Raw genomic sequence first — 16,440 nt, forward strand, 5'->3', positions numbered from 1 at the left:
TCAATGATGGCTCCGATTTACCCAGGGAAACTGCTGGCCGTATTCGTAGCCCGGCATGCCGCTTCGGCCACCGCCTCCGAGAGAGGCGCCTGCCCTAGAGGGTCGCCGCCCGCCCCAATAGAGCGTTTTCTCGGCTGCGAAGCTGACCTGCCGCATGCCTCCATCATCGGGATCGATCAGGCGCTGGTCGGCGTCGCTGCGCATCCGTCCGGTCCTGCGACCGAGACCTCGGCCCGGGCCTTCGACCTCGACCGTGATGGTCGCGGTGCCAGCGCTGGTCTCCTTCTGGCTGACCCGGTCGACGCGCCCCCTGCGATGCACGAAGTGGTCGAGCAGCTGCGTTCCGCTGCCATCGAATACCAGCGTGATGACGCGAACCGGCGCGCCCTTGATCGATGCGGCATCGAGCAACTCGAGCAAAGCCGGTTCGATGCCGGAGAGGCTCAACGAAAGGTTCTGCGCAATACCGCCTAGTGCGGCACCCGTGGCGATCCCGAGATCGCGGTCACCCAGCGGGAGATAGTCCTCACCCTCGAGAGGAAGGATACCGTGTCCGCTCCACACGCGGATCGCTTCGTCGACGGCGAGTATCTCGACGGCCCCGGCGATCTGCGCGGTTCCGTCCTCGATCGCGGCCATGGCGGCCGTTGCCAGCGATCTCACGGCCGCAGGTCCTGCATCGCCTCGATCGTTCCGCCGGTAAGCGTCCCGAGCGTATCGATGTCGCCCAGCTTCACGCCGCCCTGCACGACCTTCATGAGGCAGGCCGGGTTGTCGAGATGCGCCTCGGCGCCGGCCGGTACGACGAGCGTCGGGACAGGCATCTCGACCAGCGCGTCGAGCGTGCCCGCCGCATTCGCCATGGCTGGTGAAACCAGGCGCACCATGGCCAGGCGATCGTGCGTTCCCGCCGGCGAGCCGGCAGCATCCCAGCGGAAGCCGACATAATCGCCCCGCTCGAGGCGCAGCCCTGCGGGCAGGTCGTTGAGCGTTAGCGTCGCCTCGAGGTCGGAGTTTATCGCCTGCGACCAGCTGGCAGCCGCGCCGTCGAAAGGCGTGCCAGCGACGCGCGTCGCCTTCGCGAAACCGTCCGGATAGTTGCGAGGATAGCGTCGCGTCCGGTCCTGCCCGACGAGAACCCTCTGCGGGCCGCGCAGCCTTGCCGCGAAGGCGCGCCACTCGTCCGAAAGATCGAGCGACATGCTGCGCGACAGCTCGTACTTGGCGTGCCACAGCGGTTCGCCGAGGGAAACACTGCCGAGGCGTCCGCCGCGTTCGGGCGCGAGAGCGTCATTACGATCGATCTCGAAGTCGCTCGCAGCCACGCCCCGCCCGGGCATCGTCAAGATCATCGAAACAGCCCCGCTAGAAGCCCTGGCCGAACGTGCGCTGGTTGAAGTCTCGCACGGCGCTTACCGCGCGGCCTTCGACGCTGTCGTTCAGTGCCACGAGCTGCTCCTCCACGCGCCTCAGCTGGGCGGCGTCGGCTCCCGGTGCGTAGATATTGGGCGCGAAGACATGCGTCCCTGCCGCACCATTCTCCCCCTTGCGCACGTCCATGATCTCGCCGTTGCCGACCTTCGCCACCGGTCGGCCGTTCAGCGAGAGAATGTTCCGGTCGACGCCGGAGAAGCCGCGGATCTTGAAGCTGCCGCCTGTGGCGAAGCCGGGCACATCGTAGGGCGTGCCGCTCAGGAGATTGGCAGGTTCTCCACCGCCACCGCCCCCGAAGAGCGATCCGAGGAAGGAGAAGAGGCCTCCCCCGCCACTGCCGCCGCCCTGCTGGCCAAAGACCATGTCGGCGAGACGATCGGCGAGGCGATCGAGAGCCTTGGCAAGCGCGTTGAAGCTCGCATCCTTGAGGCGATCCTTGAACCACCCCCAGAAATTGCCGTCCATCGCGGCCCGGAGGCCATCGCGGAACGCCGATCGGAAATTGCCCTGCACATGCGCCCGCGCGCGATCGCTCGCCTCACGGATCGCTTCTGCTTCGGCCTCCGCGCGGCTGTAACCGAAATCTCGCTGCAGTTCTTCGGTCCGATCGCCGACACGCCGATCCTCTTCGAGACGCCGTGCGAGAACGTCGTCACCGCGGAGCCTTGCTAGCTCGATATCATGCGCAGCCTTCTGGTCGCGGAGCCGCTGTGCCGCGTTTTCGGCGCGAGCCTGCTCGATACGCAGGAGTTCGGCCTGGGCGATCCGTTCGGCACCTATGAGGGTAAACCCGTCTTCCTGCAGCTCGACAATGGCTCGCCTGAGATATTCTTCGGCCTCAAGGTCGTCGAGGTGCTGCCAGTCGCCGCGCAGCTGCGCGAGCTGCAGGTCGAGCTCGTCCTCACGCCGCGCGAGAAACTCGTCGCGTGCGGCCAGCTTCGCCCGATCGATATCGGCGAAGTCGCGCTCGGCCGCGGCTTTCGCCTCGGCAGCCTTGAGTCCCGCGCGCTCGTACTGCTCGATGCGATCCTTGAGGCTCTTCTGCCGCTCGAGCGCCTTGATCGCGTCCTGGTCGTTGCGCAGCCGGGCGAGCTCAAGTTCCTGCTCCAGCCTGATCTCTTCGCGCCGATCCGCCAGCTCTTCCTTGGACGGGCCCGTTCGGGTCTTCTTCGCTCCACCCTTCTTGCCCTTCTCGGGCAGGGTGTAGGGCGTGAAGCCCGACCAGTCGCGGCCCTTGGGCTTGGTCGAAGGTGCGCCCTTGTCATTGTCGCCAGAGCCCTGTCCGGTCGCCTCCTTGACCCTTTCGTCCATCAGCCCGAGCCGTGCGAGCGTATCGTGGATCCAGTTCCACAGGTTCTGGAAGGCCGGGAACATGCCCGCGATCGCATCTACCACCGCCGACTTCGCAATCTGCCAGGCACCTGCAAAGTCGCCGCTCAGCAGCTTGTAGACCCCCGTTACGACACCTTCGATGATGCGCAGGATGCCGGCGATGGCCCGGATCAGCAGCTCGATCGCGAAGATGACTACTCCGCCGCCAAGCTCGAGGAGCGCGGCGACCAGGTCGCCCACGACTTCGATGACCTTTCCGAGGAATTGGCCCAGCTGCGTTCGGCCGAGCGCGGTGAACGCACCGATGACCGCCTCGACGGCATGCGAGAGATTGGTGAGGAGCTTTTCGAACGCCGGGCCCAGCACTTGCTTCGCCCGATCCCACAATCGCCCGAGGGCACCGACCACCTTGTCGCCGAACAGCGTGAAGATTGTGATCAGTACGGCCGCAACCGGATGCAGCCGGGCAAGGCTCAGCACCATCCTGCCGAGGAAGGGAATCACGCGCCCGATGCCGCCGATCAGCCCGGAAAACCCGCCGACCAGCTTCGAGAGAAAAACCAGCAGCGTGCCGATCGGATTGATCAGCGCCGAGAGGGCGAAGAATACCGGGCTCAGGCGAGCGAGGAAAAGCGGCAGAGCGATGAAGGCCAGCGTCGTCAGGACTGTCGCGAGCGGGCCCAGCGCGGCGAGCACGATGAGGGCGCCGGCCGCAAACCGGAACAATGCGGGATTGGCCTCGGCGAACTCGCCCACACTGCGTGCAATTGTCTCGAGGATATCGGTCAGCGACTGGAGCAGGCCGCTCTCGACCACCGCGATCGTCACGCGGCGGAAGGCATCGGTCAGATCCTTCAGCGCCTCGCGGTACCGCAGGAGTGTGTCGGCTTCTTCCTCGCTGATGACCGGGGCCTTCGCGCCGAGCTCGTCGAACGCGCGGCCGCTGTCCTCGAGGAGCGGGATCAGCAGCGAAGCTTCGTCCGCCACGGCTTCGAGGTAGAAGATCATCTCCGCCTGGCTGACGTTCGCCTTGCGCAGGGAATCGAAATAGAGCTGGAGCGCGTCCTTCCCGCTCAGCGATTTGAACATCTCGGCCGTCACGCCGACCTTGGGCGCGACATGCTCGAAAAAGTCCTGCATTTCGCCGCCGCCATTGGCGATGAAGTCGCCGAACTTGTCTTGGACGTCCTTGAAGATGTCGGTGAGTTTCTCGAATTCGACGCCCACTTCGCGCGCGGCATAGGCGTGCCGCTGGAAGTCCTCGAACCCGCTGCCCGCCAGGCGAGCTGAATTCCGGATCGCAAGTGCGTCCTCGGCCATGCCCTTGGCCGCCACCGCGAACCCGGTGGCGAGCCCGGCGATCGGCACGGTCAGCGCCAGCGTCATGTCGCGACCGATCGAGCGGAACTTGTCCGCCATCTCGCGGCCCTTGCCGATCAGCTTGTTGAAGCCGCTTTCGATCCGCCCGGTACCGCGCTCGAAATCGTCGAGATCCCAGGTCAGCGCGGCGTGGAGGTCGGCAATGCGCCGGTTACCCATCGTCGACCTCCTGCTCTTCGATATTGCCGGTGGGTTGTGCCCCTGCCTTGCGGTTCCAGCTGTTCATGACGGCAATCCAGGCCGCCGCATTGGCGCGCGGCTCCGCGTCATCCACCGGTGTCGCGACCTGCTTGTCACTCTGCTCGCCGAGCATCTGCTCCAGCGACGGGAATTTCAGCGGATCCCAATGTGTCAGGAGCCCGGTCATCCAGCCCGCCGAGATCCGGCTTCGCTGGTCGCCCAGGCCCCTGTCGCGTGCGCCGTAGAGCGCTAAGATCGTGCTTCGCGGGGTTTGCCGCCAGAAGGCTTCCGGCTCGAAGCCTGCTTGCGCCCAGAGCCGGTAGAGCGTGTCCCAGCACCAGCCCTTGCCGCCCTGCGCTGCTGGCGGTTGCCCGCCGGCTCGCCGTTTCCCGGCTCTCCGGTGTCGTCCTCGGGCACCTCGATGGCCTCCATGGCTTCCACCATTGCCTTCAGGAGCGCAGGATCCTTTGACATTGCCATGTCGACGACGTCGCGCTGCTCGATTTTGGGGTGATTGTTCTTCAGCCCGCCGTACATGATCGCGGCGAGGTGGCGGATCTGCGGGTTTCCACCCGAGGTGATCGCCCCCTGCAGCTGCGGGAGGAAGTCCATCATCGATTCGCCGAGCACGCCCTCGGCTTCGAGCAGCGCCATGTTGTCGAGGGTGAGCCGATAGAGCTCGCCTCCATAGACGAAGTCCGCCTCGCCGAAGAACTTCGAGGGTTTCGATGCGCCGGCCATTATGCCGAGGCTGCCTGGGTGATCGGACCCGGGCGCCCGGTGACCTTCGCCATGCGGGTGCTGCCGAGGCTACCGTCGTCGGGCACGTAGGTCTTCAGGAAGATCGAGCCGGAGCAATCCTGCGTCGTGCCGTCTTCCTCGGGGATCACGAGCTTGAACGGGCGCGTTTCCTTCGAGGCGAGGTGCTCGAGGATCAGCAGGTCGGTGGCGCTGCCCGGCTCGTATTTGAGTTCGAACGACAGATCGGGAACCTCGGCCATCGAGGCCTTGAATTCCTTGGTGCCGCCGCTGTCCTGGTCGGTGGTTTCGCTTTCCTCGACCTGCAGCGTGGGGCGGTTGCATTTGACCACGCCCTTGAGCTTGGTCAGGACCGCGGAATCATTGGTGAGGTGGACCTCGATCCCCCCGGTGTTGACGACGCCATCGCCTTCCATGGCAATTTCCTTCCGTTAGTAAGTTGCGGTGATGTCCATGTCGATCAGGCGGCGGTAGATCCGCAGCTCGCCGACCGTTTCCGGCGGAAAGCTCCGCCCGAATGCGAGAAAACCTTGCTGGAAGCGGACCGTCGCCACCGTGGCCTCTGTCTCGAGCTCGCCTTCGATCGCTTCCGCGAGCTCGGCCGCGCCATCAGGCGTCAGCGCCATGCATTCGAAGCGCCAGCGTGCCTGCCGCTTGCCGCTCGGCCCGTCCTGGTCATAGCGCTTGCCGGGATCGATCAGCGTGATGATCGCCGCCGGAAAGGCACTCTGCTCGTCCGACTTGCGCTCATCGAAGTCGATCGCCGGCTCGTCGTTGAACGTCCCGCACTTGGCGGCGACAGCTGGCGCTTCGCGCAGCCGCTTGAGCAGGGCAGCATCCATCAGATAGCTCCGATCATGTCCCTGCCGATGCGTTCGCCGAGCACGTCGAAGACGAGTTCCTGGTGCTTCGCGATCGCCGGCCCGAGGAACGGCCTCGCGCGCATGGTGATCGTCCCGAACTCGAGGAAATGCGCGTAGAACACATGGCGCGCATCGCCGGCCGCGAGCGGGCCGACGACGACCATGCTTCCATCGGTGAAGCCGCCGTCTGCAAATTCGAGCGAGACCCGGATCGTGTCGCGCAGATCGCCGCTCTCGACCGGCACGAGCCGACGCGCGTCTTCGGCGATCGGTTCGAGTGCCGCTGCCGCGTTTTCGCCGATTCGTTTGTTGTTGACCGGCCGGACGACGCGACGGACGGCATCGATCGCTGCGTCGATGCCGTCCATCGCGAAGTCGAGCATCAGGCCTTCTTCGGCTTTTCCGCTACCAGCTCGACCAGGCCGGCATCGATGTCGGCCTGCGGCCGCGGATGCACATAGGTGTCACCCTGCGCCTTGGCGTATTTCGCCCCGTGCTGGTTTGAATGTGCGCGCAGCGCCTTCACTTCGGCGTTGCGCGGCTCGGTCTTCTTGCTTCCAGTCTTGGTGGCCATCTAGCCTCTCCTGATGATGGTGATATCGATCTCGCGCCGTCCCCAGGGAACGGCGCCGGTGACGTTCCATGTCGCACCGTCGAGTTCGCAGAGGTCGGTTGCCTTGACCTCCCGCGTCTTTGCGGTCGCGAGCACGCGAATGGTCGCCGCGACTTCCGAATTCTCCGCCCCGGCGCGCCGGCGCTCCGCGCCCGATCCGTAGTTGACCTGCCCCAGCCCTTTCGCGAGCTCGGCACCGGCGCCCTGGACCATCGAGCCGCGCGGCGTCTTCGTGGTCGCCGGCCGGACGAAGCGGAACCGCCGGTCTCTCCGTCCGCTCGGTGTCACAGCCAGATCCGGTGGTTCATGATCAGGCCGTCGAGTTGCATGCTCGACTTGATGGTGGCCGCAGCCATCCCAACGACGCCGCTCTCGCGGAAGGCGAACTGGTCGCTGACCATCAGGAGCAGCGCGGTTTCGAGCTCGGGCGGCAGGGTGTCGTAGCCAACCGTCAGCGCCACCCGGATCGCGCCCGAAACAGAGCGGACGCTGTTCGGCCAGCCTTCGCCGACCTTGGTCCGGATCCCACGTGCGAGACCGGCACCCGTCAGCTCGTAGACCGTGTCGGCGATCGTCTGCTCCACGCCGTCGACGTCGTCATACTTCACCGACACGACATCGGAGACAGGCCCGATCGGCAGGCACAGGAGATCGCTCCAGCTGTCGGCCTGCAGCTCGACAGTCTGTACAACCAGGCGCGTGCCAGTGATCGCCTGCAGGTGCCCGCGCGCTGCGGCGATAAACCCGCCCAGGAGCGTGTCGAACTCCGCCTCTGTGGCGTCGATCGACACGAACTCCTTCACCTGGTCGAGCGTGATCGGCTCCTCCGCCGGCTCGACGGTGGTGACGGCTGCAGACCAGGCCATCGGTTACTTCTTCGCCGCGGCCTTCTTGGCGGCTTCCGCGGCCTTCTTCTCGGCGGCCTCGGCTGCGGCCGCTTCTTCGGCCTCCATCTCTGCGATCTTCTCCTCGACCGCCTTCGCACCCTTGGTATCCGATGCCTGCGCCAAGCCGCCACGCACCATGCGCGCCGCTTCGTCGAGGTCGGTCGAGTACGGGTCACCTCGAGTGACGTTGATTTTGGGGCCGGACATGCCGGTGAGCATCGTGAGATCGATCTTCATGGTAGTCTCCGTTCTGGTACCTTCGGAGAGAGCCGCCCCGGGGGACGAAGACGGCGCTCACCGAAAGACCGGGCGGCATTGCTGCCGCCCGGCTCATTTGATCGGGTATTGATCGTCGGATCAGGCCTGCTGCAGCGCCTTCACCGCACCGGCGTCGAGCAGCTCGCCATCGAAGCGGATCAGGCCGGCGAGGCCGATCTTCGGCCAGAAGCGCTCGCGCACCGTGCCGATGAGCGGGCGCCCGACCTTGCGGACCGTGTAGCGGCCGAAGTCGCCGAACAGCACCGACTTGTTGCCGGTCGCGATCGCCGGCGTGTCGTCGTTCACGCTGTAGGGCTTGCCGAGGATGAGGTCGGGCGCGCCGACGCGCACGTCGCCCATCTGCCAGAGGTAGTTGCCCTGGCCGTCCTTCAGCTTGCGGATCGAAGCGAGCGTGGTGTCCCGGAACATCCAGCGACACTTCGGGCTGCGACGATAGGCCGCATTGACCGAATGCTGCAGGTCGATCATCTCGTCGGCGGCGATCGCACCGACGGCCGCGGCCGCCTTGCCGACTACAGCCGCAGTGACGATGCCGTTCGGATCGCCAGCGCCGTCGCCGATCGTCAGCTGGGCGTTCGCCAGGCGACCGAGACGCTCCCCGAGCTTGCGCGCGATGAAGGCTTCGAGGTTGAAGGCCGAGTCCTGCATCAGCTCCCAGCTGATCTTCAGCCAGGGAGTTGCGTAGGTGTAGGCGCTCAGCGACTTCTCGCCGAAGACGATATCGCCGCTGCCATCATCGGTCAGATCGGCACCCTCGGCCAGCGCAGCAGCACTGTTGCCGGTGTCGTCATTGGTTGGGATGTCGAACGGGTTGCCCGAGCTGGTGACCATCTCGTCGGTGATGCCCGGATCGTACATCGGACCCCAGTCGAGCATTGCTTCGACGATGAAGTTCGCGAGCGTGGTCGGGACCGTGTAGCCGCCGGCTGCGTCGTTGCCCGCGGTCTGCGTACGGTTTTCGATGAAGCCCTGGCGGAGCAGGCTGCGCTGCTCGGTGCTCAGGTTCGACTGGTCGGCGCCGGCGCGCAGGAATTCGAAGAACGCGTCGCGGTATTCAGCCTGGACGTCTTCCTCGCTGCGCTCTTCGGCGCCACCACCGCCACCGGCCGGCGCGCGGCCGTCTTCGAGCGGACGCTGACCCGCGCGACGCTCTTCTTCGCGGTTCTCCGCGGCGAGCATGCGCTCTTCGCGAGAGATTTTCTTGTCGAGCTCGTCGACCTTCTTCATCACCGCATCGTGGCGCTGTTCGGCCTCCGCGAGGGCGGTTTCGTCAGCGTCGTCGGCGATGTTGTCGAGGATCTCACGCGCTTCGGCCACAAGTCGGCCGCGCTGCTCGTAATACTGGGTCAGGATCATCTGATTTTCCTAGGTACGAAAAAGCCCGCCAGTGGCGGGCGATAGGGCGAAAAGCGCGGGGGGCCTTCGCCGCCTCCGGGTTCACCGGGATCTGGGTTTGCGCTCGGCTTGCGCCTGGCGCATCGCGATCCGCGCCATTGCCGCGGAGCGATTGTGCGTGCGCTTTTCCTGCCGCGCATGCTCGAGGCTGCGCATCCCGACTTCGGTGTCGGGGTACTGCGGCATCGGCGTGTAGGTGATCTCGTAGAGGATCGCCTCGTGGATGGTTCGCTTCGGAGGATCGACCGTCTCGTCCCACTCGTCATGCACCGCGCGGAAAGCGAAGCTCATCCCGGCGATGTCGCCACGATCGATCTGGACAGCGAGATCGCGGCCGTCGCTGGTGTCCGGCAGGTCGTTGCGAAAGTGGAGACCTTTGCCGTCCTCTTCGAGCTCAAGAGTGCCGGCGTTCTTGCGACCGACGACACGGCCGAGATCGTGGCTGTGGACGGCGAGGCAATCCCGTTCATCGAGCGACTTGGCAAACGCACCGGGCGCGATCACTTCTGTGAAGTAGCCGCCGATATCCGACTCTATGCCGAATACTGCCGCGTAACCCTCGGCCACCCGCTCTTCATCATCGCTCTGCGCAAAGCGGAGCTCGAGCCCCTCGGTCAGCGTCCGCAGCTCGCGGCCGTCACTTTTCGGTTTCGGTGCCGGCATCGTCGCCGTCCTCCTCGTCTTTGGGTTCTGGGGGCGCAGGTACTACGCCCGCTTCTTCCAGCGGCACCGTTGCCTGCTGGACATAAAGCCGATCGCCGCCCGCCGCCGGCGGTCTGTTCTCGAGCGCACGGGCCTCGTCCGGCATCAGCTGGCCTGTGAGAATTGCGCGGGCGAGCGCCTCGATGCGATCCTTGAAGGCGCCGCGCTGCAGGCCGTCGAGATTGTGCTTCGCCCGACGCCGCGGCCGCTGGCCGTATAGCTTGAGCGTAACTTCGTCCTCGAAGTCCTTGGCCCATTGCCCGACCAGGTGCTTCACCAGCTGCAGATCCTGTTGCTCGGTATTGGTGAACGTGCCCTTCGAGAGATCCTGGACGAAGACCGGCGGCATCTGCCAAATTCGCGCGACCTCCTGGATCTGGAATAGGCGCGCCTCGACCATCTGGCCCTTGCTCGGGTCGGTGCCGATCGGGTTGAGCTTGTGGCCCGGGGGCAGGCCGAAAAACGCCCTGCCTTCCTTCTTGGCGAGATCGATCGCGCGCTGGATATCGTCGCGCGCGCGTTGCAGGCCATCGCGACCCGTCGGCAGCGGTCCCTCGAGCGCATAGGGCGGCACACCGCCGCCGGCGAAGAAACCGCCCGCGAAGTCGCCCATGGCAATCGCCAGACTGATCGCGAGGTTACACTTCTCGATCGGCGAATAGCTACCGAGACCGTCCGGCTTCAGCAGGAACGGCGTGTCGATCACGTCCTTCGCCGGATACTCCCTGTCGCCGTATTTGTAGAATTTGCGGCCGTTCCGGCGAATTACCTGCGTTTTCGAGGCGTCCATAGACCAGATCGCTACAGCTCGATCGCCGGCACGTTCGATCCAGCTCAGGCCGCGCCCGATCGTGAAGACCTGGTGCCAGTGGTACTTGCGCCAGGCATAGCTGCTGGTTTCAGCGTTGGAGGCGAAGCTCAGCAGCTGGGCGCGGGGATCGTTGACCCGCTCGCCATTCTCTCCAGCTTCGAAGGTGTGGAATGGCAATGCCGCGAGCGTGCGCGGAAGAAAGTTTGTGATGCCCCAAACCGCGGGAACCGCCAGGGCGGCCTCGATCGACACCCGCGGAAGCGCACCGTTCCTGTCGAGCAAGCCGAGCAGGCCGAGCATGGCATCGGTATCGCTAAGCGAGACCTGCGGGTTCTCGAGCGATCGCTCCTCGGCGACAGCCGAGGCAATCCCCATCGCGCCCATCGCGCGGCTCAGGAAACCCATCAGCTTTCGTCGCTCTCGTCGGCACCGGCGAGGCTGTATTCGGGATCATCCCAGGGCGAGACTGCTTCCACCTCGTCCTCCTCCTTCATCGCCACGCCCAGCGCCATCATCAGTGCCACCGGGTTGTCGATCTTGGCTTCGTCCCGCGGCTTGCGCGGAAACACGTTGTCCTTCGCGTCGATCTGGCCGACGACGTTGCTCATCTGCCATTCCATGACCGGGCAGCTACCGTGCGCGATCGTGCCGGCGCGGCTCAGCGCATCGAGCTCCTTCATCGGGCTCGAGAGGTTCTGCACCGTCATGCGATACTCGAGCATCGGCAGACCCTCGGCGACCATCCGCTGCGCGAGCTGCTCCGCCTGCCACGGGTCGTAGGCGCAGGCCTCGACGTCGAAGTCGACCGCCGCCTGCCGCAGCGCCTCCTCGAGGAACGAGAAGTCGGTCACCGCCCCTTCGGTGACATCGAAGTAGCCCGCCGCGTCCCATGCCTGGTAGCGCTGGACGTTCTCGATCGTGTCGCCGGGCAGGAACGAGCGGCCTATCCGGATATATGGATCCTCGGGTGTTGCCTTCGGTCCGATCGGCGGGAACAGATACTCGAGCGCGGCGATGTCGATCTTCGTCGCGAGGTCGAGCGCAAGGATGCATAGGCGGCCACGCAACCGCTCGAGCGCCAGTGCATCAAGCGCTCGTTGCGGGATCTCGCTCGAGGCACACCGGCGCCAGGCTTCGATGTCGTAGTAGGCTGCCTTGGCGGCGACCCACAGGTTGAGGTGCTTCGTCTTGAAGACGGCCGCCTTGCGCGGCATCGCGATCGCGTCGCGCAGCCGCGCCAGCAGGAACTCGGCCGACACCGAGACGCCAAAGTTCGGGTTCGCCTTTCGGAGCGAGGCCTCGCTCTTCCAGTCGTCCTCTTCGTCGATCGTGTACTCGACGAAGAAGGTCTCGTCTTCGAGCGGTGGCCCGTCGTCGTGGCCGATGCCGGCGATCAGCTCGCGCTGCTCGAGCACAGTGGCGTAGCAAGGGCCCGCGAGGTTGTCGCCGGCCGTTGTGATGATCAGCTGCAGGGGTTGGTCGCGTGCGCCCATCCCCGTGATCATCGTGTCGACCTGCCGGTCGTCGGCGTGCTCGTGATACTCATCGTGGATCGAGCAGCTCGGGCTCTGGCCGTCGCCCGGGTTGCCGATGACCGTCTCGAACTTCGACCCGTCGCCATAGCGCACCAGGCTGTTCGAAAGCACCGTGACGCCGGCATGCTTCGCCAGCGACGGCGATCGCTTGATCATCACCCGAGCCGGTGTGAAGACCTCCTTCGCCTGCTTCTCGTTGGTGGCGCCCGAGTAGACCTCGGCGCCATGCTCCCCGTCGGCGCAGAGCATGTAGAGCCCGATGCCAGCGGCGAGCGCTGATTTGCCGTTCTTGCGCGGCACGACGACGATCAGGACGCGAAAACGCCGCAAGCCCTTCTGCTTGCCGGCCTTGTGGATCCATCCGAACGTACAGACGAGGATCCACACCTGCCAGGGCTCGAGCACCAGCAGTCGCTTCTCGCGAGCCCACTTGCCCTTGGTGTGAGGCAGGAACTCGATAAACTGACAGACGCGCGCCGCCTTCTTGGCGTCGAGCTTGAACGGGAAGTCCTTGCGCTTCTGTCGTGCGAGCTCGTCGAGGAACCGCTCGCATTGGAGGCGGACCGTCTTGCCCGCCGGTATCTTGCCCTTCGCTACGTCCCGGGCATACCCCTTCGCGATCGCGACGAAGTCACGCCCTGCCACACTGCCCTTCCTCAGCTTTGGAAGAAGGCCGCCAATCCACCGTCATCGGGCTTTTCTCCCTCTGCCAAGCGCATGGCCGCCGAGGGGTTGAGCATCAGCTCGCCGAGAAGCGACTGCGCATGCCGCATGGCATCGCTCAACATTTGCACCGCCGGATGCTTCCGGATCATCAGCGCGCCGGTCGAGGTCCTCGTTTCGAAGGTATCGCCGTCGCATTCGAGGACGGCCTTATACCGTTCGATCTGCGCCAATCGGACGGCAAGGAGGCCGACGTGCTCCGAGAAGTGCGGGCTCGATCGGCGCTGCTCCTCGAGGATATGCGCGATCGATCCGAAATAGAGCTGCTCGAGGTCCGACATGTGAGCCGGACAGACGAGCGAGCCCGGCGTCGCCGGGACGTCGCCGCCGCCGTCGCGATCCTTGCGGCTCGTGCCCTCGAGCTTCTTCAGATCCAGCGACTTCCGCCGCCGACCGCTGCCTGGTCGAGATCCACCTGAAGCCATCGCTGACCTCCCGGCCAAAGGGCCAACTTTTTATGCTTTGAAATCGACCGCGGAAAAATTTGGCTGAGGCGGCGGTGTCCGCGACGGTCGGCCTGAGAGATTGACCCTCCCCCCCTATGAGGTGTTAGGTCAGCCACTCGGCCTTCAGCCTGCGGAGCCTCGCGGCGAGCTCCTCGTTGCTCGGCCTGCCCGCTGCCCGCTCCTGCTTCGACTTCTCGTCGTGGCAGGCGATGCACAGCGCCTGCTTGTTGTACCGCTCGTCGCACTGCGACCACTCCAGCGGCACGATGTGGTCGACGATGCGCGCCTGGCGACGTCGGCCTGCCTTCAGACACTCGCGGCAGTAGGGCTCCTCGAGGAGCACCTGTGCCCGGTCTCGCTGCCCGGCGCGGCCGCGCTTGCGCTTATCCTGCCAGCCTGCTGGTCGGGACCACGGCTCCCGCGGTTTCCACCCTGCAGGCCGGAATGTCGGCGGCTTTGCCGGCATCGGAGATCTCCACGCCCAGCGCGATGAGGTTCTGCTCGCACACCGCAAGGTCGGTCCTCAGCGCCCGCAGCATCGTGTCCTTGATCATGGCGATGCCGGCACCGGTCAGCGCCTTGCCCGCCACGCTGAAAGTGTACTCGCCGCGCTCGACCGCGGCGATTTGCTCGATAAGCCAGCCACGCCGCACGGCGAGGTCGCAGGCAGGCCCAAGTAGCGACAGCTTCATGTCCGCGTGCCTTCCTGCTCGGTCCGCTGGACGAAGAAGCTCTCGTCGCCCGGCACGATCGTGAAGCCGAGCCCTTTGAGCTTCGGCCCATGTTTGCCGAGCAGTGCCTTAGAGATCGCCTGGGCGTCGAGCGAGGTCGTTACCCGAAGCAACGGCTTGGCCCAACGCTTGCCCTTCAGCTCGTCGACCATGTCGGAAGACTTGCCGGGCACTTCCAGCTTGGCCTTGCCGCAACGCATGCCGACCATGCAGCCTCCGATCTCGGTCGACTTGCGCTTACCCTTGGTCAGCTCCTTGCCGGCCTTTGCCCACCACGGCTTCAGCTTCTCGGTGATCTTATCGCGCTGCGCGATCAGGTCGGTCGCCGCACGATCGGCATCTGCATTGATCGCGGCGATGTCCGCTTGCCGGCGCTCCTCGATCTCGGCGATCTGCCCGTCGAGCGTGGCCCAGCGTTCGCACAGCTCGGTCGCGGCCTCAACGCTGCGGGGCTGGCGGATCGATGTCATCGACCTACTTCCATCAGCAGCAGCGATGCCGTCACGACCATGCGCGGATTGCCCAGCATCCGATGCTCGACATGTTCTACGCCTGCGTCCGCAACCAACTGGCCTGGAATGGAAAACTCATGGCTGGCGAGCTCGTCGACCAGCTTCTCGCCGCCCTCGACCTCTTCGGGCCCGTCGAACTCGATCCGCAGCGTATGCCGCGTCCCGGAAAACGTGTCGGCCGACCAGGCCTTGTCGTTATGGAAGATCACGCTGCCGAGACCGCCGCCGACCGCCAGCACCGCCTCGCGCAGCGCATCCCTCACAACGTCGTGCCCTTGGGCAGGCCGAACACCTGGCCGATCCGCTCGCGGATCGCTTCCAGCGCCCGCAATTCCTCGTGGACCCGCGCCAGCCAGGCGCGCTCGACGACGACGTCGCCCTCGCCCTCGATCTGCGCTTCCAGCTTCTCGAGGTCGATCGGTTCGGGTGAGGCCATCAGCGGCGTCCTTTCCTGAAGGCGTCGCGCACGCCGAAGGCGATCGCGGTCGCGCGCTCCTCGAGCTCGTCGAATTGGCGTTGGTTGCGGATCCCGAGGGAAACCTCGTTCAAGACGCCGTCCAGCGCCGACTGCTGCTCGCTGAGCAGCTGCTCGATGCTACGCGCTGCCACCGGAGACTTCGGGTCTGGTCATGAAAGTCCTCCCGCAGGAACGGGTAAGGCCCGGTCGCTGCCGAGGCAGGCCGGGCCTTGTGAGACTGCGCCGAGGGATCGAGACGCAATTGTCGCGGGGTCGGATTTGGCCGATTCGATGACATTTCGGGAGGGGACAATTTGTCACGGCCGCATTTTCACACCAGCCCCGCCTGCATCGCCAGAAGGTCCGGCTCCTCGATCTCGCTGCACACCGCGCCGATGATGTCCGCCCATTTGTCGAGCGCGGTGGACAGCGCCTTGCGCGCCGTCGCCGGCCGCATGAACCACCGCTTCCCCGCCGCCGTCGCCGCCAGGTCGTCGACCACCATCGCCAGAACGGGCGCCGCACCCGCTCTCGTAGTGCCCAGCCACTCGCACCATCGCTTGTAGGCGACCTCCGCCCGCACCGCGCCCAGCGCCTCGAAGAAGGCGCCCGTTCCCGATCGCGACTGGTCGACCCGCGTTTCCATGCTGACCGTCCCGATCGCGACGTCGCGGCCGAGCCGTTCGGCCACGCCGCGGATCTGCTGGCTCGCCGCCAGCTGCTCGATCGTGATGTGGCCGCGCTCGTAAAGCCGCGCCAGACTGCCTTGGTGAACCTTCGCCGCGCGGGCCCGGGTTTCGGGCGTGCCGCCGTCCTGCAGCTTGTCGCGGCGCGAGAAGTTGCGCTCGCGCTCGGCGCGATCCTTGCGGAACGCGCGCTCGGCGCGGGCGACTTGCGGATGGCGGGCGCGGAACTTTTCGTCGGTCAGCTGGCGGCGCGCCTGCCGCTCAGCCTCGATCGCGCTTTTGCCCTTCCGTCCCATCCCTGCTTGGATAGGTCAGCGCGGCCGGCGGCAGGAGGGGAGAATTTGTCACGGGGGCACGCGCCTCCTGCAGATCCTCGTCGACCCGCCAGCCCAGCTCGCGCAGCTGGCGCACCGATTCCTCGAGCACTGATGGCAGCTTGATCCCCCGCGGGCCCGGCGTGCGCAGCACCAGACCGTCGCGGTTCAGGCTCTTCACCGCCTTGCGCACCCGGTCGCGGTTGCTGTCGAGGCCTGCGGCGATCTCGCCATAGCTCGGGCTTGCGCCGACGTCGTTCCAGTAGTCGCGGATGAAGGTGAGCACCAGCAGGCGGAAGCTGGCCATCTCGGCCGTCAGCTTCGCCTTCACTTGCCTGGCACTGTCGTCTGGCGAGCGACCCACACCCGGCCTCCGCCCTCCCGTTCATGCGGGAACATAG

General features: G+C 65.8%; 25 protein-coding genes. All 25 read right to left on the bottom strand.

What is annotated here, in order from left to right; genetic code table 11:
* Positions 1-663 carry a hypothetical protein gene (locus ACEQZ0_RS05710; protein ID WP_370189238.1) on the bottom strand — a complete coding sequence of 221 codons (663 nt, stop codon included), beginning with the start codon at positions 661-663 and terminating at the stop codon, positions 1-3.
* Positions 660-1,325: a hypothetical protein gene (locus ACEQZ0_RS05715; protein WP_370189240.1), complete on the bottom strand. Its 666-nt coding sequence runs from the start codon at positions 1,323-1,325 to the stop codon at positions 660-662. The genes ACEQZ0_RS05710 and ACEQZ0_RS05715 overlap by 4 nt, the downstream gene beginning before the upstream one ends.
* 40 nt (positions 1,326-1,365) lie before the next feature.
* A complete protein-coding gene (locus tag ACEQZ0_RS05720; RefSeq protein ID WP_370189242.1) occupies positions 1,366-4,305 on the bottom strand; it encodes a hypothetical protein in 2,940 nt (979 codons plus the stop codon).
* A complete protein-coding gene (locus ACEQZ0_RS05725) occupies positions 4,298-4,513 on the bottom strand; it encodes a hypothetical protein (protein ID WP_370189244.1) in 216 nt (71 codons plus the stop codon). The genes ACEQZ0_RS05720 and ACEQZ0_RS05725 overlap by 8 nt, the downstream gene beginning before the upstream one ends.
* 62 nt (positions 4,514-4,575) lie before the next feature.
* Positions 4,576-5,067: a hypothetical protein gene (locus ACEQZ0_RS05730; RefSeq protein ID WP_370189246.1), complete on the bottom strand. Its 492-nt coding sequence runs from the start codon at positions 5,065-5,067 to the stop codon at positions 4,576-4,578.
* A complete protein-coding gene (locus ACEQZ0_RS05735) occupies positions 5,067-5,501 on the bottom strand; it encodes a phage tail tube protein (RefSeq protein ID WP_370189248.1) in 435 nt (144 codons plus the stop codon). Before ACEQZ0_RS05735 ends, ACEQZ0_RS05730 begins: the two co-directional genes overlap by 1 nt.
* A gap of 15 nt (positions 5,502-5,516) precedes the next feature.
* On the bottom strand, positions 5,517-5,927 hold the full coding sequence (locus ACEQZ0_RS05740; protein ID WP_370189250.1) for a hypothetical protein: 411 nt from the start codon (positions 5,925-5,927) through the stop codon (positions 5,517-5,519).
* The gene (locus ACEQZ0_RS05745; RefSeq protein ID WP_370189252.1) at positions 5,927-6,331 is read right to left on the bottom strand and encodes an HK97-gp10 family putative phage morphogenesis protein; all 405 of its coding nucleotides are present in this window, start codon (positions 6,329-6,331) and stop codon (positions 5,927-5,929) included. Before ACEQZ0_RS05745 ends, ACEQZ0_RS05740 begins: the two co-directional genes overlap by 1 nt.
* Complete coding sequence (locus ACEQZ0_RS05750) at positions 6,331-6,522, bottom strand: hypothetical protein (RefSeq protein WP_370189254.1); 192 nt, start codon at positions 6,520-6,522, stop codon at positions 6,331-6,333. The genes ACEQZ0_RS05745 and ACEQZ0_RS05750 overlap by 1 nt, the downstream gene beginning before the upstream one ends.
* Positions 6,523-6,774, bottom strand: coding sequence for a hypothetical protein (locus tag ACEQZ0_RS05755; RefSeq protein WP_370221277.1), 252 nt, complete (start codon positions 6,772-6,774; stop codon positions 6,523-6,525).
* A gap of 71 nt (positions 6,775-6,845) precedes the next feature.
* On the bottom strand, positions 6,846-7,427 hold the full coding sequence (locus ACEQZ0_RS05760) for a hypothetical protein (protein ID WP_370189258.1): 582 nt from the start codon (positions 7,425-7,427) through the stop codon (positions 6,846-6,848).
* A 3-nt stretch (positions 7,428-7,430) separates the two neighbouring features.
* Complete coding sequence (locus tag ACEQZ0_RS05765) at positions 7,431-7,685, bottom strand: hypothetical protein (protein ID WP_370189259.1); 255 nt, start codon at positions 7,683-7,685, stop codon at positions 7,431-7,433.
* A 120-nt stretch (positions 7,686-7,805) separates the two neighbouring features.
* The gene (locus ACEQZ0_RS05770; RefSeq protein ID WP_370189261.1) at positions 7,806-9,083 is read right to left on the bottom strand and encodes a phage major capsid protein; all 1,278 of its coding nucleotides are present in this window, start codon (positions 9,081-9,083) and stop codon (positions 7,806-7,808) included.
* 81 nt (positions 9,084-9,164) lie between these two features.
* The gene (locus ACEQZ0_RS05775) at positions 9,165-9,785 is read right to left on the bottom strand and encodes an HK97 family phage prohead protease (protein WP_370189263.1); all 621 of its coding nucleotides are present in this window, start codon (positions 9,783-9,785) and stop codon (positions 9,165-9,167) included.
* Positions 9,760-11,040 carry a phage portal protein gene (locus tag ACEQZ0_RS05780; protein WP_370189265.1) on the bottom strand — a complete coding sequence of 427 codons (1,281 nt, stop codon included), beginning with the start codon at positions 11,038-11,040 and terminating at the stop codon, positions 9,760-9,762. The genes ACEQZ0_RS05775 and ACEQZ0_RS05780 overlap by 26 nt, the downstream gene beginning before the upstream one ends.
* Complete coding sequence (locus ACEQZ0_RS05785) at positions 11,040-12,815, bottom strand: terminase large subunit (RefSeq protein WP_370189269.1); 1,776 nt, start codon at positions 12,813-12,815, stop codon at positions 11,040-11,042. The genes ACEQZ0_RS05780 and ACEQZ0_RS05785 overlap by 1 nt, the downstream gene beginning before the upstream one ends.
* 11 nt (positions 12,816-12,826) lie before the next feature.
* A complete protein-coding gene (locus ACEQZ0_RS05790) occupies positions 12,827-13,318 on the bottom strand; it encodes a P27 family phage terminase small subunit (RefSeq protein WP_370189270.1) in 492 nt (163 codons plus the stop codon).
* Between the two features lie 124 nt (positions 13,319-13,442).
* The gene (locus ACEQZ0_RS05795; protein ID WP_370189274.1) at positions 13,443-13,682 is read right to left on the bottom strand and encodes an HNH endonuclease; all 240 of its coding nucleotides are present in this window, start codon (positions 13,680-13,682) and stop codon (positions 13,443-13,445) included.
* Positions 13,683-13,722: 40 nt separating this feature from the next.
* Positions 13,723-14,031, bottom strand: a complete 309-nt coding sequence (locus ACEQZ0_RS05800; protein ID WP_370189277.1) for a hypothetical protein — start codon at positions 14,029-14,031, stop codon at positions 13,723-13,725.
* Positions 14,028-14,540 carry a host-nuclease inhibitor Gam family protein gene (locus ACEQZ0_RS05805; protein WP_370189278.1) on the bottom strand — a complete coding sequence of 171 codons (513 nt, stop codon included), beginning with the start codon at positions 14,538-14,540 and terminating at the stop codon, positions 14,028-14,030. The genes ACEQZ0_RS05800 and ACEQZ0_RS05805 overlap by 4 nt, the downstream gene beginning before the upstream one ends.
* Complete coding sequence (locus ACEQZ0_RS05810; RefSeq protein WP_370189280.1) at positions 14,537-14,845, bottom strand: hypothetical protein; 309 nt, start codon at positions 14,843-14,845, stop codon at positions 14,537-14,539. The genes ACEQZ0_RS05805 and ACEQZ0_RS05810 overlap by 4 nt, the downstream gene beginning before the upstream one ends.
* On the bottom strand, positions 14,842-15,018 hold the full coding sequence (locus tag ACEQZ0_RS05815) for a hypothetical protein (protein WP_370189282.1): 177 nt from the start codon (positions 15,016-15,018) through the stop codon (positions 14,842-14,844). The genes ACEQZ0_RS05810 and ACEQZ0_RS05815 overlap by 4 nt, the downstream gene beginning before the upstream one ends.
* Positions 15,018-15,191: a hypothetical protein gene (locus ACEQZ0_RS05820; protein WP_370189284.1), complete on the bottom strand. Its 174-nt coding sequence runs from the start codon at positions 15,189-15,191 to the stop codon at positions 15,018-15,020. Before ACEQZ0_RS05820 ends, ACEQZ0_RS05815 begins: the two co-directional genes overlap by 1 nt.
* A 179-nt stretch (positions 15,192-15,370) precedes the next feature.
* Positions 15,371-16,021, bottom strand: a complete 651-nt coding sequence (locus tag ACEQZ0_RS05825; RefSeq protein WP_370189286.1) for a hypothetical protein — start codon at positions 16,019-16,021, stop codon at positions 15,371-15,373.
* A complete protein-coding gene (locus tag ACEQZ0_RS05830) occupies positions 15,987-16,403 on the bottom strand; it encodes a hypothetical protein (protein ID WP_370189288.1) in 417 nt (138 codons plus the stop codon). The genes ACEQZ0_RS05825 and ACEQZ0_RS05830 overlap by 35 nt, the downstream gene beginning before the upstream one ends.
* Positions 16,404-16,440 lie beyond the last annotated feature (37 nt).

This window comes from Qipengyuania sp., assembly GCF_964227205.1.
Lineage (GTDB): Bacteria > Pseudomonadota > Alphaproteobacteria > Sphingomonadales > Sphingomonadaceae > Qipengyuania.